Annotated in this window: 19 protein-coding genes and 3 tRNA genes; 13 read left to right on the top strand and 9 right to left on the bottom strand. The window is 40.8% G+C overall.

Annotated features, from left to right (window positions below; translation table 11 throughout):
• Positions 1-285: 285 nt before the first annotated feature.
• Complete coding sequence (locus AC6CHI_RS01805; protein ID WP_498119183.1) at positions 286-1890, bottom strand: isocitrate lyase; 1605 nt, start codon at positions 1888-1890, stop codon at positions 286-288.
• 645 nt (positions 1891-2535) lie between these two features.
• Here AC6CHI_RS01805 and AC6CHI_RS01800 point away from each other — a divergent pair.
• The 3 genes from AC6CHI_RS01800 (at position 2536) to AC6CHI_RS01790 (ending at position 6555) form a co-directional block, all read left to right on the top strand.
• Positions 2536-3525 carry a LysR family transcriptional regulator gene (locus AC6CHI_RS01800; protein ID WP_458890760.1) on the top strand — a complete coding sequence of 330 codons (990 nt, stop codon included), beginning with the start codon at positions 2536-2538 and terminating at the stop codon, positions 3523-3525.
• Positions 3526-3653: 128 nt separating this feature from the next.
• Positions 3654-4982: a polyamine export protein PaeA gene (gene paeA, locus AC6CHI_RS01795; RefSeq protein ID WP_458890761.1), complete on the top strand. Its 1329-nt coding sequence runs from the start codon at positions 3654-3656 to the stop codon at positions 4980-4982.
• A 232-nt stretch (positions 4983-5214) separates the two neighbouring features.
• Entirely contained in the window at positions 5215-6555 is a 1341-nt protein-coding gene (locus tag AC6CHI_RS01790) for a CitMHS family transporter (protein ID WP_498119182.1), read from the top strand.
• A 58-nt stretch (positions 6556-6613) separates the two neighbouring features.
• Here AC6CHI_RS01790 and AC6CHI_RS01785 read toward each other — a convergent pair whose 3' ends face one another.
• The 3 genes from AC6CHI_RS01785 to AC6CHI_RS01775 form a co-directional block, all read right to left on the bottom strand.
• Positions 6614-7120: a hypothetical protein gene (locus AC6CHI_RS01785; protein ID WP_458890763.1), complete on the bottom strand. Its 507-nt coding sequence runs from the start codon at positions 7118-7120 to the stop codon at positions 6614-6616.
• A 161-nt stretch (positions 7121-7281) separates the two neighbouring features.
• Positions 7282-8274, bottom strand: a complete 993-nt coding sequence (locus AC6CHI_RS01780; RefSeq protein ID WP_498119181.1) for an NAD(P)H-quinone oxidoreductase — start codon at positions 8272-8274, stop codon at positions 7282-7284.
• A gap of 155 nt (positions 8275-8429) precedes the next feature.
• Positions 8430-9611, bottom strand: coding sequence for a S1C family serine protease (locus AC6CHI_RS01775; protein WP_498119180.1), 1182 nt, complete (start codon positions 9609-9611; stop codon positions 8430-8432).
• 167 nt (positions 9612-9778) lie between these two features.
• Here AC6CHI_RS01775 and AC6CHI_RS01770 point away from each other — a divergent pair, with 167 nt between their 5' ends.
• The 8 genes from AC6CHI_RS01770 to AC6CHI_RS01735 all read left to right on the top strand — a co-directional run bounded on the left by AC6CHI_RS01770 (position 9779) and on the right by AC6CHI_RS01735 (position 13647).
• On the top strand, positions 9779-10537 hold the full coding sequence (locus AC6CHI_RS01770; RefSeq protein ID WP_498119179.1) for a Nif3-like dinuclear metal center hexameric protein: 759 nt from the start codon (positions 9779-9781) through the stop codon (positions 10535-10537).
• A 198-nt stretch (positions 10538-10735) separates the two neighbouring features.
• Positions 10736-11362 carry a superoxide dismutase SodB gene (gene sodB / locus AC6CHI_RS01765; RefSeq protein ID WP_498119178.1) on the top strand — a complete coding sequence of 209 codons (627 nt, stop codon included), beginning with the start codon at positions 10736-10738 and terminating at the stop codon, positions 11360-11362.
• 147 nt (positions 11363-11509) lie between these two features.
• A tRNA-Asn gene (locus AC6CHI_RS01760) sits at positions 11510-11585 on the top strand.
• A gap of 9 nt (positions 11586-11594) precedes the next feature.
• Positions 11595-11670: transfer RNA gene (locus tag AC6CHI_RS01755), tRNA-Asn, on the top strand.
• 147 nt (positions 11671-11817) lie between these two features.
• Positions 11818-12123 carry a hypothetical protein gene (locus tag AC6CHI_RS01750; protein WP_498119177.1) on the top strand — a complete coding sequence of 102 codons (306 nt, stop codon included), beginning with the start codon at positions 11818-11820 and terminating at the stop codon, positions 12121-12123.
• 99 nt (positions 12124-12222) lie between these two features.
• Positions 12223-12298 (top strand) — tRNA-Asn (locus AC6CHI_RS01745).
• Positions 12299-12350: 52 nt separating this feature from the next.
• Positions 12351-12794: a DUF2726 domain-containing protein gene (locus AC6CHI_RS01740; protein WP_498119176.1), complete on the top strand. Its 444-nt coding sequence runs from the start codon at positions 12351-12353 to the stop codon at positions 12792-12794.
• A gap of 229 nt (positions 12795-13023) precedes the next feature.
• On the top strand, positions 13024-13647 hold the full coding sequence (locus tag AC6CHI_RS01735) for a hypothetical protein (RefSeq protein WP_498119175.1): 624 nt from the start codon (positions 13024-13026) through the stop codon (positions 13645-13647).
• A 42-nt stretch (positions 13648-13689) separates the two neighbouring features.
• Here AC6CHI_RS01735 and ppk1 read toward each other — a convergent pair whose 3' ends face one another.
• A complete protein-coding gene (ppk1, locus tag AC6CHI_RS01730) occupies positions 13690-15771 on the bottom strand; it encodes a polyphosphate kinase 1 (RefSeq protein ID WP_458890771.1) in 2082 nt (693 codons plus the stop codon).
• A 116-nt stretch (positions 15772-15887) separates the two neighbouring features.
• Positions 15888-16562 carry a monofunctional biosynthetic peptidoglycan transglycosylase gene (gene mtgA, locus AC6CHI_RS01725; protein WP_498119407.1) on the bottom strand — a complete coding sequence of 225 codons (675 nt, stop codon included), beginning with the start codon at positions 16560-16562 and terminating at the stop codon, positions 15888-15890.
• Between the two features lie 78 nt (positions 16563-16640).
• Between mtgA and AC6CHI_RS01720 the strand changes: the two genes are divergently transcribed.
• Complete coding sequence (locus tag AC6CHI_RS01720) at positions 16641-17459, top strand: rhomboid family intramembrane serine protease (RefSeq protein WP_498119174.1); 819 nt, start codon at positions 16641-16643, stop codon at positions 17457-17459.
• 18 nt (positions 17460-17477) lie between these two features.
• Here AC6CHI_RS01720 and AC6CHI_RS01715 read toward each other — a convergent pair whose 3' ends face one another.
• Together AC6CHI_RS01715 and AC6CHI_RS01710 are read right to left on the bottom strand one after the other, a co-directional pair.
• Positions 17478-19949 carry an ABC transporter permease gene (locus tag AC6CHI_RS01715; protein ID WP_498119173.1) on the bottom strand — a complete coding sequence of 824 codons (2472 nt, stop codon included), beginning with the start codon at positions 19947-19949 and terminating at the stop codon, positions 17478-17480.
• A 2-nt stretch (positions 19950-19951) separates the two neighbouring features.
• Entirely contained in the window at positions 19952-20653 is a 702-nt protein-coding gene (locus AC6CHI_RS01710) for an ABC transporter ATP-binding protein (protein ID WP_498119172.1), read from the bottom strand.
• 40 nt (positions 20654-20693) lie between these two features.
• On the opposite strand from AC6CHI_RS01710, the gene AC6CHI_RS01705 reads away from it, so the two are divergent.
• On the top strand, positions 20694-21323 hold the full coding sequence (locus AC6CHI_RS01705) for an arylesterase (protein ID WP_498119171.1): 630 nt from the start codon (positions 20694-20696) through the stop codon (positions 21321-21323).
• Between the two features lie 41 nt (positions 21324-21364).
• Here the strand turns inward: AC6CHI_RS01705 and AC6CHI_RS01700 are convergent, their stop codons facing one another.
• Positions 21365-21979: a carbonic anhydrase gene (locus tag AC6CHI_RS01700; protein WP_458891111.1), complete on the bottom strand. Its 615-nt coding sequence runs from the start codon at positions 21977-21979 to the stop codon at positions 21365-21367.
• Positions 21980-22000 lie beyond the last annotated feature (21 nt).

Below are 22000 nucleotides of genomic sequence, written 5' to 3'. Positions count from 1 at the left end.
ACTTTTTAAAAACAAATAAAACTGAATTACAGAAACAAGATCAATAAAATATTTTATATATTTCAATTGGTTAATAAATAAAACTCACCATTAAAATTTAATCACTATTTAAACGCCATCTCAGTGGTCTATGAAAAGAAAAGCATACTAGGATTGGCTTATGGTCTTGGGTCTAAGTGGCTTGTCGCCCATCGGCTCATCAGCCCCAAACAGTTGCTCCACAATTCTGTCAGACTCAGCAAAAAAAACCCTGCTTACGCAGGGTTTTTCGAATCAGTTCGCGGCTTAGTGAGCAGCGAATTGGTTCATCGTGTTTTTAGCATCGTCATGTGCTTTAAGAGCGTTGTCACCAGAGAAGATTTCTTTGTGATCATCACCGATGTCAGAACCTGCCATTGCTTGGTGTTTAACACAAGCGATACCACCGCGGATTTCTTTACGTTGTACGCCAGCAACATAAGCCAACATACCTTCAGAACCGAAGTAACCTTGAGCAAGCTCATGCGTAGAAAGAGCAGCTGTGTGGTAAGTTGGAAGTGTGATCAAGTGATGGAACACACCCGCTTCACGAGAAGCATCAGCTTGGAATGTACGTACTTTTTCGTCAGCTTCAGCAGCCAATTCAGAGTTGTCATACTCAGCGCTCATTAATTTAGCACGGTCGTATGCAGATACATCTTTACCTTCAGCAACCCAACGATCGTAAGCTTGTTGACGGAAGTTTAAAGTCCAGTTGAACGATGGAGAGTTGTTGTAAACAAGTTTCGCATTTGGAACTGTTTCTTTAACACGGTTCACCATGTGAGCGATTTCGTCAACGTTTGGAGTTGCAGTCTCGATCCAAAGAAGGTCAGCACCGTTTTGTAAGCTAGTTACACAGTCAAGTACAACGCGGTCAATTTGTGTACCTTCACGGAATTGGTATAAACCAGAAGCTAAACGCTTAGGACGGTGTAATTTGCCATTACGTTTGATCAAGATTTCGTCTTCTTGAGCTTCAGAGATATCAATTTCAACTGTGTCTAAGTAGCTGATGTATTGAGAAGCGATGTCGCCTGGCTCTTTAACCACTGGGATTTTTTGAGTCAAGTCAGCGCCTTCAGAGTCAGTACGCGCAACGATAATACCGTCGTCAAGACCCATTTCTAAGAATGCATAACGTAATGCATGGATTTTAGCGATGAAGTCTTCGTGTGGAACAGTTACTTTACCAGCTTGGTGACCACATTGTTTAGCGTCAGATACTTGGTTTTCGATTTGTAGCGCACAAGCACCCGCTTCGATCATTTTCTTAGCAAGTAAGTAAGTTGCTTCTTCGTTACCGAAACCAGCGTCGATGTCCGCAATAATTGGCACAACGTGAGTTTCAAAGTTGTCGATTTGAGCAGTGATTTCAGCAGCTTTAGCAGTATCACCCGCTTCTTGTGCTTTTTTAAGCGCACGGAACAAATCGTTTAATTCTTTAGCATCAGCTTGACGTAAGAAAGTGTAGATTTCTTCGATTAATGCAGGAACAGAAGTTTTTTCGTGCATAGATTGGTCAGGAAGTGGACCGAATTCTGAACGAAGAGCAGCAACCATCCAACCAGAAAGGTAGATATAACGACGTTCAGTAGTACCGAAGTATTTTTTGTTCGCAATCATTTTTTGTTGTGCGATGAAACCGTGCCAGCAACCTAATGATTGAGTGTATTTGCTTGAATCGGCATCATAAGCAGCCATATCACGACGCATAATCGCAGCTGTGTATTTAGCAATATCCAAACCAGTTTTGAAACGGTTTTGCAATTGCATACGCGCAGCATCTTCAGGACTGATGTCTGCCCAAGTGTTACCGAATTTTGCTTTTAATTCGCGGATTGCATCAATCGCTGTTTGGTATGTAGTCATGATATTTTCCTGTAATAATATTAGGATTTCATCAATTGAAGCAGTAAAATCTGAATAATGATTTTTGTTCAGATTTACAACACTTCATTACGATGAATACAGATTAGATTGAGTTGTCAAATTAATCCAATATCCTCAAGTAATTTTCGGTATTTATTTAATAAATGTATAGATCAAAGTCGTATTATATTGCAAATAAAAATCAATAATTATATTACATATCAATAATATAGAAAAATTAGAATTACTTACAATTTACAAAAAATGGCTAAATATTCAGCATTAGACTTAAGTCTCGCATGCCTTAAAATCTATTTTTGGGGATGAAATAGCGCAACTAAATGGACTTAATTTTGCCACTATAATTAAAATACAATCGTATAAAATAAATGCAACCTTCAGCTCAGTTCACTTCAGTTTTTTTATTTTCAGCTTGGCATTCCAACTATATGACTTATTTTCTTTCCTCCGCATAAGGGATGATATTGGTTTAGATCAGGCTTTTATCTGTTGTCATTTTCCTATACTATGCGCAGGCTCATCATAAAAATCCAAACGCGCTTTTTCATCATATTTTCTACACAAGCCTTACAGCTTATGGCATAATCAACATAATTTCATAAGTTTATTCTTGGTATTTATTTTATGAATCTGGAGCGGGTCGACCTTAACTTACTCATTTATCTTGACGTGTTATTACGTGAAAAAAATGTCACACGTGCAGCAGAACAATTGGGTGTCACCCAACCTGCAATGAGTAACATCTTACGTCGTCTTCGTAATCTGTTTAATGATCCCCTCTTGATTCGTTCATCTGAAGGTATGACACCCACCGAACGCGCACTGGAATTACAGCCACGCATTCGTGATGCCTTATCTGACCTTTCGATGATTTTAGAGCCACGCACCGAATTCCGTCCTTATACCTCTAATCGCGTATTCCGCATTATGACGTCAGACTATGCCGAAGCGACTTTAGTCCCTCGCCTAGTTAAAGCCTTGCGTTCTGAAGCACCAAATGTCGTACTCGACTTTTTAACGCCAAGTGACGTGTCTTATCGTGATATGGAACAAGGCAAAGTTGACCTAGCCATCAACCGTTTTAATGAAATACCGCAAAGTTTCCATCAGGTTCTGGTTTGGCGCGACAGTTTTTCTTGCCTACTCAATGGCAAACACCCAGCCGCTACCAACCTGAACTTAAAAAGTTATCTGGATGCTCAACATATTTGGGTATCGAAAACAGGTATGGGAGTTGGCTTTGGTGTAAATCCAGAAAAGCAAGCCGGTTTAGGTTGGATTGATCAAGCACTGGAACGTATTGGTCAAAAGCGTAAAATTTCTGTATTTACGCGTCATTATCAAATGCCAGCATTATTAGCCTCGAATGTTGATTTGATTGCGACCTTACCTACCCGTATTGCTCGTTTACAGGCGAAAAATCAGAACTTATTGATTAAAGACCCACCGTTCTATATTCCAGAATTTGAATTAAAAATGGCATGGTGCCCATTATTACATCATCACCCTGCACACCGCTGGTTGCGCCAATTAATTTTATACGTTGCACGCCAGATGATTGAGGAAGAAAATCGTGAATTCTTACTCAATAACTCACAATTTTCACATTATTAATTAGATTTTTTCTTAAATTCTTAATTTTTGAGATTATACTGTAAGCACTTCGGGACTAATTAAATTATTCCCCTTGTGCTTTTTTTGTTCAAAATATTTCATAATAATGATGATCCGCAGGTGGATTCGTGAGCCTCTTCCAGAATATTATAATCATTTTTCTGCTCATCGCAGGAGCGGGTTTTCTGTCGCTTACAGAAATTGCGCTTGCAGGCGCGCGCAAAGTCAAATTGAAAATTCTGGCTGAAGCGGGTGAAGAACGTGCGCAAAAAGTTCTAGATTTACAGGAAAACTCTGCTGACTTCTTTGCTGCATCGCAAATTGGACTCAATGCCGTTGCCATTTTGGGCGGTATTTTGGGCGAAGGCGCCTTTCGGCCTTATTTTCTTACTTTTGTCTCTCGCTTCTACACAGGCCCTTGGTCAGAAACCATCAGTTTCGTCCTCTCTTTTACCTTGGTCACCTCGTTATTTATTCTTTTTGCCGATTTAATGCCTAAACGCTTGGCAATGATCGCCCCTGAAAAAATCTCAATTGCGGTGATTAATCCGATTCAGGTCTTTATTAAGGTCTGTAAGCCTTTAGCATGGATTATCAATGCTTTAGCAAATTTACTCTTCCGCCTGTTTAAAGTAAATACCATCCGTGATGACAATATTACCTTTGATGATATTTCCGCAGTGATGGATGCTGGTGCGCAAGCTGGGGTTCTACAAAAGCAAGAACATCACTTTATTGAAAATGTGTTTGAGCTTGAAGAACGTAACGTGCCTTCCAGTATGACGACACGCGAAAACGTGGTGTATTTTACGTTAAATGAATCTGAAGCCAGTATTCGTCAAAAATTGGCTGAATACCCCTACTCTAAATTTTTAGTTTGTAGTGAAAATATTGATGACGTAATTGGCTATGTTGATGCCAAAGACATTCTGGTTCGTATTCTCAATAATCAATCTTTATTGCAGCTCAACGAAAATACCATCCGGAATGTCCTAACCATTCCAGACACCTTAACCTTGTCTGAACTGTTAGACCGTTTCCGCTCCAGCAAAGAAAAGTTTGCAGTAGTCATTAATGAATATGCCCTTGTGGTAGGTGTAATTACTCTCTCTGACATCATGATTACCGTAATGGGTGATTGGGTTACCCCAATGGAAGAAGAGCAGCAAATTATTAAACGTGACAACAATTCATGGCTCATTGAAGGCAGCACTCCTATTGAGGATATGAAGCATGCACTCGAAATAGATGAGATGCCTGACGAAGAAAATTATGAAACCCTCGCAGGTTTTATGATGTATCGCTTACGTAAAATTCCTCGTCCAGCAGACATCGTTATTTATGCGGGTTATAAATTTGAAGTGGTCGATGTGGATCATTTTAAAATTGACCAATTGCTCGTCACTCGCCTGTTAGAGGAACAGTCGCTGAACAACAGCGACAACGTTGAAGATTAATTATTTTGATTTTTTCTTAAGCCTTGTCATCTGTACAAGGCTTTTTATTGCTTTAAATTTAGTGATAGCAATAAAGTTGCATTTTTAGATAGTTTATAAATCCATATTATTTATTAGAAAAATAGAATAAATAACACCATTTGTTAAATTATATTTAAAAAACCAGATGAATTGAATAGTATTAATTTCACTTGAATATTAAATAAAACTATCACACTCAAAGGATTGATCCATGCTGACTATTTTAGGCTTAGGCATGATTATTTGCTTTATGTATTTAATCATGTCCAAGCGTCTAAGTGCTCTTGTCGCCTTAACTCTTATTCCTATTCTTTTTGCATTAATTACGTATGCACTAAGTTTCTTTGTAGACAGTCTAGCTGGATTTAATATTTCAGAATTAGGCAACATGATGATGGATGGGATCAAGAAACTTGCCCCAACTGGCGTCATGCTGTTATTTGCTATTCTTTACTTTGCCATCATGATTGATACCGGCTTGTTTGAACCATCGGTAAAATGGATTTTGAAACAAGTGAAAGGTGATCCCCTAAAAGTGACTTTAGGGACGATAACGCTAACTTTGATTGTATCCTTAGATGGTGATGGCTCAACAACCTATATGATCTGTGTAGCAGCCATGTTGCCATTGTATAAACGGATTGGGATGAGCCCATTAATCATGGCATGTTTGATGATGCTTGCCAGTGGTATTATGAATTTAACCCCTTGGGGCGGACCTACTGCACGTGCTGCAACCGCACTTCATGTCGATCCAAACGATGTCTTTGTACCTATGCTATTCCCGATGTTGGTGGCGATTATCTGGCTATATTTCCTAGGCTTTATGTATGGTCGCATGGAGCGTAAACGCATTGGTATTGTAGAACTGGACATTAGCCATGGTGACAATATTCAAATCTCGCAAGTGCCAGAAGCAAACCGTCATCATTTACGTACATTTAATGCCTTACTGACACTCGGCCTGATGATTACGTTGGTGATGGGAATTTTGCCTGCGCCAATTTTATTTATGGTGGCATTATCTATTGCATTAATTGTGAATTATCCCGACTTAAACATGCAAAAGCAGCTGATCGGTAATCATTCTGCAAGTGCTTTGGCTGTAGTTGGGATTATTTTTGCCGCAGGGATTTTCACGGGTATTCTATCCGGTACAGGTATGGTCGATGCGATGTCTAAGCAATTGGTCGCAATTATCCCAGAAAGTATGGGACCGTATTTAGCACCTATCACTGCCCTCATTAGTATGCCATTAACCTTCTTTATGTCGAATGATGCTTTCTATTTCGGTGTCTTACCTGTGTTATCAGAAGCTGCTGGGCATTATGGCATTACCCCAGTAGAAATGGCACGTGCCTCAATTGTCGGACAGCCTGTACATTTACTTTCACCTTTGGTTCCATCTACCTATTTATTGTGTGGGCTGGCGGGTATCAATTTTGGTGAACATCAAGAGTTCACTTTTAAATGGGCCGTTATAACGTGCTTGGTGATGCTGGTGACTGCTGTCATTTTTGGTATTTTCCCACTCTATTCAACGCTCGGATAACTACGTTATAAAAAAAAGAGCACCTTTAGGTGCTCTTTTTGAGTATGAATCAAATATTTCAGTACTTCGCAAGCAGCGCTTCTAGAACAGCTTGATAGTGAATCAGAATATCTTCTTCTAAAATTTTATAAGCATTATCGAATTGCACCATTGGCCAACCCTGTTTCCAAAATGGAAAGATGTTATGAAGATCTTCCGTAACGATTGCATCTTCACGGGTAATGGCTTGCGCAATCTGGGAAAGCACTTGTGCTGTTTCAGCACCATCAATGGCTAAATAATCAATACCTTGTGCTTTCAAAATACGAATACGATCTTTTTTATAACGGATTTTTTTCGCTTGAGTCGAATTTAAATTTAACGCCAAGGTCACTGCTTCAACAAATTTTTCTTCAAAAGATTGATGCAATGCCAATAAAGCCTGCTTATGCGACTCCTGACGACCCGCTTTTCCACCAGCACGAATAATTTGGTTGGCTTCAATATTGAGCTTATCGTTTTTCATAGACTTTAAAACGTCTAAAATTTCGATATCACTTAATTGCGCGGGAGATTGTTCAGTCATGCACTGCTCGTATAAATTCATTAGAAAGTGCTATTCTCGCATACTTCCTTCATAAAGAGCAGTGTTTACGATGACCTTGGACATGTAAGCACGCAGAAAAGATTCAATCCTACTTTGAAAGCAATATTGAATCTTCTTTATCGCGCTCTTTTTAAATCGAATTAAATCACTTCGACCACAATTTTCCCAATATGATCCCCAGTATCCATGGCGCGATGTGCATCTTGAATCTGATCAAATTTAAAGGTTTTATAAATCATCGGTACACATTGCCCCTGCTCTAACAACGGCCAGACATGCTGCAATAAACCTTGGGTAATTTCTGCTTTTTCAGCCGTATTACGTGCACGCATCGTTGAACCTGTAATGGTTAAGCGTTTCATCATAATTTGACCCAATTTTACTTCTTTGGCTTTCGCTCCACCAAGAAAGGCGATATACACCAAACGTCCATCTTTACGCAGTATATTCAGATTTTGATCTAAATACGGTGCACCAACGATATCTAGAATAATATCAACCCCGGCCTGCTCCGTTTTCTCCAAAATATAACTTTCGAAATTTTGTGTTTTATAGTTAATTGCATCGGTTAAATGCGCAATTGCCTGAACTTTTTCATCCGACCCAACCGTTGCAAAAGTTTTAAGCCCCATCGCCTGACATAACATCAGTGCAGTCGTGCCAATACCGCTGGTTCCACCATGAATTAGAATGGTTTCACCTGCTTTGGCTTTGCCCATTTGGAATACATTTGCCCAAACCGTAAAAAATGTCTCTGGAATCGCAGCCGCTTGTACATAACTAAGACCACTCGGAATAGTTAAGGTTTGTGACTCAGGAACTACACAATATTCGGCATAACCGCCACCATTGGTTAAGCCGCAGACCTGATCACCAACCTTAAAATTGCTGACTGATGAACCAACGGCAACCACCTCACCCGCAACTTCCAAACCAGGCACTGGCGTGACGCCTTTTGGCATTGGATATAAGCCCTGACGTTGTAAAATATCTGGACGGTTTAAGCCAAAAGCATGGACTTGAACCAAGACTTCATCTGCCTTCGGCTCAGGCACGTCCGTTTGCACAATCGCTAATGTTTCTGGTCCACCCGCTTCGGTAATTACCACCTGATGCATCATTGGATTTGACATGATGTTTCCCTATATGTACTTGTGCTTATCATTCTGTATTTCATCATAAAGCCTTACTGGAATGAAGCCAAACCTGCTACACATTTAGCCGTATAAATCATACATTTTGTATAAAAAAAGCTCCTATTTTCAGGAGCTTTTTCTTCAAATCAGATTTAGCGTTTTGGTAACGGAATGTACTGTGAACCCGCATTCTGTATTTGACGCTCACCCACAACCACATCTAGCGTTAAAGGTTGACCAGCACGATCCACTTGAATCTTAATGGTGCTATTTGGCGCTTGTAAGGCAACATAATTAATTAAATGTGAAGCTGAAGTAATTTTCTCATCATTCACTTGAATAATCTTATCGCCTTTTAATAATCCAGCCTGTGCCGCAGGACCATTTTTTAACACATCTGCAACCACAACACCCGCCTGTTTCGGCGCCATGACATCATCTTGTTGAACTGGCATTAGGCTGATGCCTAACCAGCCGCGAACTACTCGTCCATCTTTCAGAATAGAATTTAATACTTGCTGACAAACTTTTGCAGGAATTGCAAATCCAATTCCTAATGACCCACCCGACTGCGAAAAGATGGCAGTATTCACCCCAATTAAATTACCCGCCACATCAATTAATGCACCACCCGAATTCCCTGGGTTAATTGCTGCATCAGTTTGAATAAAGTCTTCGTAGGTATTGATACCTAAATCAGAACGACCTGTCGCGGAAATAATCCCTTGTGTCACGGTTTGACCCACACCAAATGGATTACCAATTGCAAGGACTACATCACCAACTTCATTGCCACTAAGTTTGAATGGCAATACAGGCAATTTATCCAAATCAATTTTGATTACTGCCAAATCGGTATCTGGGTCAGTCCCAATAATTTTAGCAACTGCACGACGTCCATCTTGCAAAGCAACAATAATTTGATCGGCCTGAGACACCACATGATTATTCGTGAGGATATAGCCATCTGGGCGCACGATTACCCCCGAGCCCAGACTATTTTCATTTTGACCTGGCTCTAATTGATCTGGCACTTGATTGCCAAAAAATTCTCGAAAAGCAGGGTCATTTAATAAAGGATGATCGAGCTGTTTCACTTTTTGGGTGGTGAAAATATTCACCACCGCAGGCGCAGCCACTTTAACCGCAGCACTATAAGAAACAACGCCGCCTGTCCGACTCGTATCAATTAAAGGCTCAACTTTTTCTGCGGGTAATTTCACCCCATCCGAGGCAATAGGTGCTTTCGGTTTTTGGTATTGTTGCCATGCAATAAAACCAATAATCACAATAATGAGTAACACCCAAGGTAACCATGTAAAGGTCCGGCGCACGTTGCTATCCTCTTAAAATATTTTAATTTCTTAATGACGAAGAATTTCTGCTTATTGTAAAGGCAAATACAGTTAGATACACAAAATTGATGCAAGAGTTTTGTGATGCTTTAGTTACAATTGAAAATATGTTTTGATGATATTAATTCGCAACTTAAGAGATTTTTATGGCCGCTCTACAAGAAATTATTCAATGGTGCAATGACACATTAAAAACCCATGAATTTAAAGACTATGCACCGAATGGTTTGCAAATTGAAGGGAAATATGAGGTCAAAAAAATTGTCTGTGCTGTCACCGCCTCTCAAGAAGCGATTGATGCAGCCGTTGCACAACAAGCGGATCTCCTCTTGGTTCATCATGGCTATTTTTGGAAAGGAGAAGCCTACCCAATTACAGGCATGCGCGGTAAACGTATTAAAACCCTTATCCAAAATGATATTTCCTTAGTAGCTTATCACTTACCGTTAGATTCGCATCCGATGCTAGGTAACAATGCGGCTATTGCAGATCTTTTAGAACTGGAAATTTTTGAAGCTTTAGATGCATCAGAACGTCATCCGATTGGTAATATTGGCTATTTAAAACAAGCACTTACTCCTGAAGATTTTAAAAATTTGCTTACAGAACGCTTAGGTTTTCAAACCATTCATTTACCTGCAGATAAAAAAACCATTCAAAAAGTTGGTTTCTGCACGGGTGCTGCTCAAGACTTTATCAGCAAAGCCGCTGAACAAAATTGTGATGCCTACATTTCAGGTGAAGTCAGTGAACGAACTTATTACGAAGCCAAAGAACTGGATGTGCATTACTATGCCTGCGGACATCACGCGACTGAACGTTATGGTGTACAACGTTTAGGCAAAGCTATTTCAGAACAGTTTAATCTTGAGTATAGTTATTTCGAATTAAACAATCCGATTTAATTTTGGATGGGGTTGATTTTCCATACTCAAAGTATGGATTTAAAGCAACGTGATCGGGTTTACAGTATTTTTTATATACGTATAAATTCGAGCTTTATTCTGTATTGTTATTTAAAAGTATTGCGCAAATTCAACCTCGAATCCTTTACAATAGTGCCACTTAATGTCAAAACCCAGCAAAAGCAAGGAATTGAAATCATGACAACGATCACTTTACCAGCACTTCCATATGGTTATGAAGATCTTGCTCCTCATATCAGCAAAGAAACTTTAGAATACCACCACGACAAACACCACAATACTTATGTTGTTAACTTAAACAACTTGATCAAGGGTACAGACCTTGAGGGTAAAACTTTAGAAGAAATCATCAAAGCTTCTGCTGGTGATGCATCTAAAGTGGGTGTTTTCAATAACGCAGCACAAGTTTGGAACCACACGTTCTACTGGAACTGCATGGCGAAAAACGGTGGCGGTAAAGCGACTGGCGCATTAGCAGCGAAAATTGATGAAACTTTCGGTTCTTACGAAAAATTTGCTGAAGAATTCGCTGCTGCAGCTACCACTCAGTTCGGTTCTGGCTGGGCTTGGTTAGTGGCTGACGAAGTTAATGGCGCGCTTTCAATCATGAAAACTTCAAATGCAGATACTCCACTTGCTCACGGTAAAGTTGCAGTATTAACAATTGACGTTTGGGAACACGCTTACTACATCGATTTCCGCAATGCACGTCCAAAATATATCTCGACTTTCTTAGAAAGCCTAGTGAACTGGGACTATGCAAATGCGAAATATGCGGGTCAAGCAGCTGGTGTTGAAAAATAATTTTTATTTTTCTGCATAAAAAATCACCCTTTATGGGTGATTTTTTTATTTTTATGGATTATCTGAATAATAATAAATCAAATAATATAATTATCTGCAAGAACGTGTTGACGACTTTGGTTTTCATGCCTAAAATGCGCATCAGATTCTCCAATAGCTCAGTCGGTAGAGCGACGGACTGTTAATCCGCAGGTCCCTGGTTCGAGCCCAGGTTGGAGAGCCAATCTACTATTCTCCCATAGCTCAGTCGGTAGAGCGACGGACTGTTAATCCGCAGGTCCCTGGTTCGAGCCCAGGTGGGAGAGCCAAGATTCTAAAAAACCCACGCATAATGACGTGGGTTTTTTATTACTTTTTACTCAGCAAAGCTCCCGCCTTTTCCCCTCTTTTGCCTAGATTGAATTGTTCAACTATTTTGATTATCTTAAGAAAGAATAAAAATTAGGCAGCTTATAATGAATACGCCTTGGTTAAAATCTTTAATCTTTTGGGTCATCGTTGTAGTGGTGATCTTTGCAGTTTTTCAATGCACTCAAAAATCAGAGAATAATAAATCGGCATCCACACTAATGTATGAACGTTTATACCAATGTAGCCGTGATTTATCGGGAAAAAATCCTGATGTTTTAAAATCAATACAAACTCAGCTACATGCCAATATGACTCAGCAACAACTGATGCAGTTGATCAATCAATGTCGTCAGGCCAACCCCTTAGCGAGCCAAGCCCAATATATTGAAGCGATTCAGTCGATTAAATAAACGCTTTGTTTGTTTTTGAAGCACTTAATACAAAATCCCTGTTTTTTTTCACTTTTTACTTGACCACATTGGCTTAGCCCCCTAAAATGCGTTCCAGATTCTCCAATAGCTCAGTCGGTAGAGCGACGGACTGTTAATCCGCAGGTCCCTGGTTCGAGCCCAGGTTGGAGAGCCAAGATTCTAAAAACCCACTCACTATGTAGTGGGTTTTTTATTGGATTCAATCTGTGTTTACATCCATTCAAACGTTGTTTTTTATTATTGGCTGTCTAGCAAGTTTTGTGTTGCTGCTGATGCTGTTTCAGCATTGGTTTTGGAAGCGTCAGCAATTTTATCAAAAACCAATTATTACCGCGTTTGAACAGAAAATGTTTATCCGTTTGAATGAAGCATTACCTGAACATCATATCTTGGCACAAGTGGCTTTTAGTGCCTTAATCACCAGTCATCATTTCAAAATTCGTCAACAATTTAATCGAAAAGTCACTGATTTCGTTGTGCTGAATCGTGAAATGAAAGTGATTGCAATTGTTGAACTTGATGACCCAAGCCATATTGGTAAAGAAGATGAAGATCGTCAACGTGATGCCATGCTGACAGAAGCGGGATATACCGTGTTTCGTTATACCTCTATACCCAGTGCCCGTGAACTCCGTAAAGATTTACTGTAATAGTTACCGCTCAAACTTTTGGAGAATACGTCTGCACGAAAAAATAATCTCTACAAATTGCCTAAAATTAACAACAAAATTAAAACCGTTTTCATTTAATTTTTATTCAACAAACACTTACACTGAATTCTAATTGTTTAAAATCCCTGTTTACAGGTATAGAACATTTTCAGCATTTGGAACACAGTCAAAAGATAAATTGGATGCTCACGTCTAGGACAACAACATTGTGAATGAGCTTTTACTCCCAGCACCTGTCTTAATTCTCTCAGAAGAAATAAGCTTAGACCTTCACATTAAAATATTATTGATGGAGTTGGGTTATCCTGCACAACTGATTCACTCTACCCCCTATTTAGATGATGCACTAGAAATTTATCGCCTACATTTACCCAATATTGTGTTGATTGACCTAAATTTTAGCCAAGCGCCATTACATGATTTAATCCGTTCGCTGAAATCTTTTCACCCTTATGTGGTCATTATACTTTTGGCCTCAAAAGGACAGACCGAACAGCTTTTCCGTGGTATCCAATCTGGTGCTCAAGGCTATTTTTTTATTGAACAAACGGATCGCGAAGCATTACAGCAAATTCGTACCATCTTGAGGGGGGGAGCAAGCTTGGATGCAGAACTGGCACAATATATTTTAAATGCCCAAACCCAAGGTTTTACGCGCCATTTCATTCAGTTTAGAGATGCTCCCGTGCAATTTTCAGATTTGGAATTTGAAATCCTGACCTTACTTGCCGAACAAAAAAATACTCGTGAAATTGCCCATCAGCTCAGCATGCCGCTGTACAGTATTGAAGGGCGAATTAAATCGATTTATCGTCATTTGAACCATAAATAAAGCATAAAAAAAAGAGCCGATTGAGGCTCTTTTTCCTGTCAGTTATTTAATCCATTCCAACAAGGTTCGTTGTGCATTATGCGGTTCCTGCCCTTCAGCAACCTGAGCACGCAGCCAAGAACCATCGCCTTGCAGTAACCACGCCTGTTGATTGTCTTTTAAATAATTCAATAAGCCCTGCTGATAAATACGTTTTTTCAAAGCAGGATCTTCTATCGGGAAGCAGGCTTCTACCCGATTGAATAAATTACGATCCATCCAGTCCGCACTTGAACAGTACACATGTGGATTACCATTATTACTAAAGTAATAAACACGCGTATGTTCAAGGAAACGCCCGACAACCGAACGCACTCGAATATTTTCCGACAAGCCTGGTAAACCTGGACGTAAACAGCAAATCGAACGGATGATTAAGTCAATTTGTACCCCAGCCTGCGAGGCTTCATACAGTTTATTGATTAACTGCAATTCAGTTAAGGCATTTACTTTGACAATAATCTGAGCAGGCTTACCTGCCTTGGCGTTGGCAATTTCATCGTCGATGAAATTGATTAATTGTGCATGTAAGGTAAAAGGCGCATGCAATAATTTTTTCAATTTTGCCATTTTGCCCATACCCGTCAGCTCTTGGAAAATGCGATGTACATCTTCACAAAGTTCTTTGTCAGTCGTCAACAAACCATAATCGGTATAAATACGCGCATTACCCGCATGATAATTTCCTGTGCCTAAATGGACATAACGCACCAGTTTGTTATTTTCACGGCGCACCACCAGAATCATTTTGGCATGGGTCTTATAACCGACAATACCATACACCACCACAGCACCCGCTTCTTGCAGTACGTTCGCCACGGCAATATTAGATTCTTCGTCAAAACGTGCACGAAGCTCAATCACCGCAGTGACTTCTTTACCATTTCGTGCGGCTTCTGCCAGTACCTGCACAATTTCAGAGTCTGCACCGCTACGATATAAGGTTTGCTTAATGGCCAAGACTTGCGGATCACGTGCTGCTTCTCTGAGCAAGTTAATGACTGGCGCAAAAGATTCATACGGATGATGTAATAAGATGTCCTGTTTTTGCATCGCAGAAAAAATATTTTCAGATTTTTTCAAGACTTTCGGAATCACAGGGGTATGCGTGTCATAACGCAAATGCGGACGTTTAAAATTAGACAGTAAGCGCGCTAGATTAACAGGGCCATCGACCTTATAGAGCTGCTCTTCATCTAAATCAAATTCATTCAGCAAGTAATCATAAATATGTTTTGGACAGTTTTCCGTAACCTCTAAACGTACAGCACGTCCAAAGCGTCGCGAATTTAACTCCCCTTTCAAGGCTTTGGCCAAGTCTTCCACATCTTCATTCAAGGCTAAATCGGCATTACGCGTGACACGGAATTGATAGCAGCCAGTAGCCGTCATACCTGGGAACAAATCAGAAACATGCTCATGAATAATAGCTGAGAGCATGACATGATGTTCTTTGCCACCGGTCAATTCATCGGGTAACCGAACCACCCGCGGCAATGAACGTGGTGCAGGCACAACCGCCAGATCAATTTGACGTCCAAAAGCATCCTTGCCTTCCAAGGTCACAATAAAGTTCAAACTTTTATTGACTAAACGCGGGAATGGATGGGCTGGGTCTAAGCTGATCGGGGTGAGTACAGGGGCAACTTGTTCTTGGAAGTATTTTTTGACCCAAGATGATTGTGCCGGTGTTAATTCCCCACGACGTAAGAAACAGATATCTTCCTCACGTAATTTCGTCAAAATTTCTTCATTTAAAATACGGTATTGGCGTTCAATTGCAGCATGGGCAGTTTGTGAAATTTGATCTAAAACTTGTTTGGGCGTGAGACCATCAGGGGTGTGACTTTCATTGCCTAAATCTAGCTGTTCCATCATTCCCGCAACACGAATTTCAAAAAACTCATCTAAATTGCGCGAAAAAATCAGCAAGAAATTCATGCGTTCTAATAATGGATGCAGAGGATCTACAGCTTGTTCCAGCACGCGTAAATGGAAATCTAAAATGGAAAGTTCACGATTAATAAATCGATCATTATAAGTATATTCTACTGGCTCTAATGGAGTCTGCGCCGCCGTATTCATAATCAACCCATGATTTTAAGACGAAATGTGTATAGCCATAAGTATGCTTCAATTTTGTGACATTTTCATAAAAAAAGCCCAAAATAATTTGAGCTTTTACACGTTGAGTTGAGCGTTTAGGGAATTTGACTATATCGCATATATTTACGAATCATTTTTTTACGAATTTGAATACGGCGATCATTTTGATGGTCTTGATAATATTTAGGATTTGGCAAAATCGCGGCTAAAAATGCAGCCTGATCACGGCTTAAACTGCGCGCATTTTTTCCAAAATAATGCTGCGTTGCTGCTTCCACACCATAGATATTGTCCCCGAATTCAACTGAGTTTAAATAGACTTCAAGAATACGCTGTTTCGACCACATACGTTCCATCATCCACGTTGCAATGGCTTCTTGTCCTTTACGAATAAAGGAACGCTTGTTGTATAAAAATAAGTTTTTTGCTAATTGCTGTGAAATGGTAGAACCACCTGCCACGACTTTGCCTTTATCTTGATTGCGCTCTAAGGCATATTGCATACCTTCCCAGTCAAAGCCATGGTGATGCATGAACTTACCATCTTCCGATGCGACGACAGCACGTTTCACATAGTCACTAATCTCATCATAATCACGCCATTTGTGCTGAATAGGTTGAGACGGTTCAGCCCAGTAATCTAAGCGCATAAACATGGTAGTTTCGACCGGATGGGTACGCCACCAAACCAAACTACTGAATATCCATAACTGTACAAGTAGAAAAAAACTGACAATGACTAACAAAGTTCGAACAAAAAAGGCTTTCATGTCAGTATGTTGCTCCAAATATTCTCATTCTTTCATGCTAAGCTTTATGCAAACATAGAGTGAAAGTCAAACCATAACATGTCTCATTCAACACCACCTTGGGTTCCAAACAAACTGAATATGCAGGACTGGTGGCTCACTGCACTGTTCATTGCAATCAATGTGGGTTTATTTCTCTGGCAAATTTTTTCTGGCGTAGATGCGAGTCATCCAAGCTTGCCAGATGCAATACGCTGGGGAGCTGATTATGCACCTTTAACCTTTTTAGAGGAACCCATCCGACTGTTCAGTAGCATGTTTTTTCATTTTGGCATGGTGCACTTAATGTTGAACATGTGGGCTTTGTACATTTTTGGCAGCGTTGCTGAACAATTATTTGGTCGGTTTTATTTTCTGATGTTGTATGTGGCAGCGGGACTGATGGGGAGCTTATTCAGTGGTTATTTGTCCATACATGAGACCATCAGCATGTTCTCAAACCATGCCATTGATCCTGACTTATTGCCTCATGTTAGCGCTGGTGCTTCTGGTGCCGTCATGGGTTTAGGTGGTGCTTTAACCTTACTCTCATTGTTTCCTATTTTACCGCAACAGCGTTTTATCTTAGATAAAAAGACCTTGATCATGGTCATGGGCATTAACTTGATCATTGGCTTCACCATATCAGGAATTAATAATGCCGCGCATGTGGGGGGTATGCTGATGGGCGCAGTACTGGCAGGCATTTGGTATCTATGCCAAAAATGGCACAAGCCTTTCCTGAGTACCCTCTTCGGAAGTGTGATTGCTGTGGCCAGCTGCTGGTTGCTCTATCAATACTGCCTGCAACAACTCCAATTGATTGATCCGCTTTGGACAGAATTGTTGCAAGCCATGCGACAGCATTATCACTTTTAAATGCACTAGAGATGAATCCTAAGACTGATTCATCTCTCTAAGACTTTGTAAAGGCGGAATATCGCAGAGATAACTTAATCGATAGCGTCCAATCAAGGCACATAACAGCATCATGCTCATAGGCAGGATCAACCAGATTTCCCAGTGCGGCTGAATCATCAAGTTCATTTTTGCACTGGCAATAGCGCTGATAAATTCGGCAAAAACACATGCAACGAGACCAGCCACCAGCCCCATAAAGCCAATCTCCAACATCAGCATTCGTTTCAGTTTTTGCTTAGAACTACCAAATGAACGCAACAAAGCCACTTCCCGCTTACGCTCATCTAAGAGTAAGTTTAAACAGGCAATTAACACCAATATTCCCGCGACGCTGACCAACAACGCTAAAATGGTCACCACGCGAATTAATACATTCATTAAGCGCTTAATCTCATCCAGAATAAGCCCCACATCAATGAAAACAGTATTACTAAACTGTTGAATTAACTGGATCAGTTGTGGCTTATCCTGTTCGGGTAGGTAAAAACTCCCCAGATAACTGCCTGCATTTTCATCTAAAGTTTCGGGTGAAAAAATAAAGAAGAAATTGGGGCTAAAACTCTCCCATTCCACGGTTCTCAAGTTCACCACTTTGGCTTGCAGTAAGCCTTCAGGCAGACTAAAGGTTAAACGGTCTCCAACCTGAATTCCCAACTCGGCAGCCGTTTTGGCCTCAACGGATACTTCACCAGCCTGAGCAAACTGAGCTTGTCCTTGTAAAATCTGATTATCCGCTGGTAAAACATTGCTTTGGGTCAAATTTAATTCGCGACGCAGAGAATTATTTTGCTGCACCAATTGTTCCGAAAATGGCTGTTCATTTTTCGCCACCAATCTACCACGGATATTCGGATACAACGGAGTACTTTGCCAACCATGTCGTTGTAGTTGCTGTTTAAACTGCGCTAAATCGAAGGGTGGCAAACCATATACAAATTGATTGGGTGTCCCCTGCGGTAATTGTTGTTGCCAGCGTTCCAATAAATCATTTCTTAAAACCGCCAATACAGTAATTAAACTCAAGCCCAAGGCTAAGGCGGTAATCTGAAAAGCGGTTTGATAAGGCACTTTAACGTAAGCTGAAACGCCTATTTTTAATTGTTTTAATCCTTTCAGAATAAACCAAACCACTGCATACAATACAGCAGATAGGACAATAATGCCCCCAATCACCAAACTGCTTAGCCGCAGATTTTCAGTTAAAATGGCGCTAAAAATAAATAGACTGAACGTACCTGTGATGAGTGTCCAGAATAAAGTAGACAACGTTTGTGTTTGTTGACGAATTACCCGAATAGGCGGTGTAGACATCAGCTGCCATAAATTGGGCAGAATAAAACCCACTAGAACCACGGCACTGGTCAGCACTGCAATCGGTAAAGGCCCTGTGAGCATAGCCCAGGCCGAAAATTGCACCTGTAAGTTTGGAATCAATTGCAGCATTAACTGTAAAAGTCCATAACCTATCGCAATCCCCGTGACCAGTCCTATAGCAATCGCGATGCCCAACATTAATAACAGTAAATATGCATAGACCTTTAAAATTTGCGCCTTAGATGCTCCTATACAACGCAGTAAAGCAATATAGTCTTGATTTTGCTGAACATAGCGTTGACTGGTCAGCGCTATGGCAATACCACACAGTAAAATGGTCAAAATATTGGCGAGCTGTAAAAAAGTGTCCAGATTTTCAATCGGACGCATCAAGCGTGTATTCCCTTCAGTCGCGGTACGCAGTTTTAACCCGCTACTGTCATCAACTTCATGCTTAGCATTTTTTATCGATTGTTGCTGCGTAAATAAGCGCTGAAACTGACGAATCTGAGGAGGATCGCCTGCCATTAATAAGCGATAGTCAATACGGCTGCCAACTTGAATGGCATGGGTACGGGCAATATCTTGCTGAGCAATCATCACTGTTGGTGAAAACCCTGAAAAACCCAACTCCTGATTGGAATCATGCTTAATTTGAGCTGTCACCTTGAATGTGGCATCGGCAATTTGAATCTGGTCACCCAATTTTACCTTTAACAAATCCATGACCCGCGGACTCAACCAAACCTCACCACGCTGTATGGGGCGCCGCAGCTCAGGCTGCAACTGTAACTGCCCCCGCAGTGGAAATTGCGCATCAATCGCTTTGACATTAACCATGACAAATTGATCTTGGGTGTGAGCCATGGAGTTAAACACGGTCACTTCAGACTGCTTCAAATTCAACGCTTTGGCTTGAGTTTTCCAATGCGGTTCAAGCGCAGTCTGATCGGACAAAACCAGATCAGCCGCTAACAGTTCGGCCGCTTGTAAGGTGACTGCATTTTTAATCTGTTCATTACTGAATTTTAGTGCCGTGGTGACACTAATTGCCAAAACCAGTGCAATAATCAGCAAGTACATACCTGTGCTTTTCAGGCTCTGCTGCAATAATGGACGGAATAACGTACTCATAGTTACTCTCCATCCTGTGCAGACTCATGTAATTGACCATCTAACAAATAGACATGCCGCTGGCATTGTTGGGCGAGTTGTAAATCATGGGTCACCAACACCAGCGTCGTGCCCAACTCCCGATTTAAGCTGAAGAGTAATTGCTCAATCTCTTTAGCCGTTTGACTGTCCAAATTACCTGTGGGTTCATCCGCAAAAATGATTTTGGGCTGACTAATCAAAGCTCGGGCAATCGCCACACGTTGCTGCTCTCCACCAGAGAGAACTTTGGGGGTTTGCGTGGTCTGCCGCTCCAATCCAACTTTTTTCAGGAGCTGTAAAGCTCGTTGTTCTGCCTCGGCATAGTTGAAATCTGCATGCAAACGTAACGGCAACATCACATTTTCCAAGGCACTTAAATGCGGCAATAATTGAAAGGATTGAAAGACAAACCCAATATGTTGCAAGCGAATCTGTGCCCGTTGTTCTTCATCTAAACGGGGAATCTCTGCGCCACAAACTTTTAACTGTCCACTGCTGGCCTGATCCAGCGTAGCCAAAATACCCAATAAAGTGGATTTTCCTGAACCGGAACGCCCAGTAATGGCAACTTGCTCACCCTCCATAATCTCAAGATTCAAATTTTCGAAAATCACAAGGTTCTTGTCGGCAAGTTGTATTTTTTGTGTCAAATTCTGGGCAGAGATAACGGCTTGTGGCATCATGAATCCTTCTTCTGTTTTGCTCAGGTTTTCGTCAGTTTATATGCATCAATTTCGTTTTAAAGTATTCATTTGTTCATGGGTTCCCGCTGTGCTGTGCTGTGTTAGCCCAGTGATGGCTTCTGCCAAAACCATTATGATCTTGGGAGATAGCATCAGTGCAGGTTATGGCTTACAACCCCAACAAGGATGGGTATCGTTATTACAAAAACGATTGGAGCAACAGTATCCGAAACAACATCAAGTGGTCAATGCAAGTGTAAGTGGCGAAACCACCAGTGGTGCACTGGCACGTTTGCCTAAATTGCTAGCAACATATAAGCCAAATGTTGTGGTGATCGAACTGGGTGGAAATGATGGTTTACGCGGACAACCCTCACAAATGATTCAGCAGAATCTGGCACGTTTGGTTGAGCAAAGCCAAAAGGCGCAAGCCAAAGTTGTAGTGTTTGGCATGAAAATTCCACCCAATTATGGCACAGCCTATAGCAAAGCATTTGAGCAAAATTACACGGTGATCAGTCAGCGCTATCAAGTAAAATTACTGCCGTTCTTTTTAGAAGGAATTGCCGGACAAAAAAACCTGATGCAAAAAGATTTAATTCACCCCAATGCCCAAGCGCAACCGAAATTATTAAATCTGGCTTATCCATACATTAAAGGCGCTTTATAAAGCGCCTTTAATCATGATGTGATGTTCTAAGTCGGTAAAACTTAGAAGTCAAAAAAAATCACTTCACCGGTTTCGAGTGAGTATTCTGCACCCACTACAATCATTTTACCTTTAGCAATTAATTGTTCTAACACGGCTGAGCCATGACGTAATTGATTCACAGAAGCAAAAACATTAGAACGTACTGCATGCGTTGAAAGCTTGTCCAAATCATTTTTCAATTCAGTTTGCATCAAGGTTTCAACGGATGGACGCACGCGGTTCACAATGGACATTAAGTTATTCGATGGCGGGCTATCTGGATTCATCAAAGTATCAATCGTGGCTTTAATCGCGCCACAGTGACTATGTCCCAATACCACAACCACTGCACAGTCATAACGTTCAGCAGCAAATTCCACACTACCCACTTGTGAAGGTGCAACCACATTGCCTGCAACACGGATAACAAACAAATCACCTAAACCTTGATCAAAGACCATTTCGGCAGGGACACGTGAATCTGAACAGCCGAGTACAATCGCAAACGGGTTTTGATCTTCTGCCATTTGAGCACGTTCTTGGTGCGTCAATTGTTTAGGGTGGGTCGTTTCCCCAGAGACAAAGCGTTGGTTTCCTTTTTTAAGACGGTCTAATGCTTCTTGAGCCGTTAGCATGCTTTTTTCCACCATGATTTG

Source organism: Acinetobacter sp. GQ146 (genome assembly GCF_059758585.1).
Note: the sequence above shows the minus strand (reverse complement) of the source record. Positions and strands in the feature narration are given on the sequence as shown.